Below are 254 nucleotides of genomic sequence, written 5' to 3' on the forward strand. Positions count from 1 at the left end.
GCATATTGTCGGATCTCAAGTTATCTGCAAACTATGGCGGCCATAGGAGTTAATCCCCTCGTTGCTATTCAGATCGCTCTTACAAAACAAGATTTAGCACCGAATAATGATAGGGGTGAGTAGTTACAAATAAAGTTCAATTTCAAAAAGGTTTAAGTGTAGGAGCATTTCTTTCAATGTACGGTACAGAGAAACAATGTTACGAAGCTCTTTTTCGTATACGATGGCCAGAAGGATACATCTGTCCTGAATGT

1 protein-coding gene is annotated in these 254 nt (G+C 39.0%); it reads left to right on the forward strand.

The genetic code is table 11. The annotated features are described in order from the left end of the window. Window positions 1-176: 176 nt before the first annotated feature. Window positions 177-254 (forward strand): transposase (locus FCL48_RS26060; RefSeq protein WP_136876767.1); only part of this gene is annotated, 78 nt, incomplete at its 3' end.

Origin of the sequence: Desulforhopalus sp. IMCC35007 (assembly GCF_005116575.1) — a bacterium.
Taxonomy (GTDB): domain Bacteria; phylum Desulfobacterota; class Desulfobulbia; order Desulfobulbales; family Desulfocapsaceae; genus Desulforhopalus_A.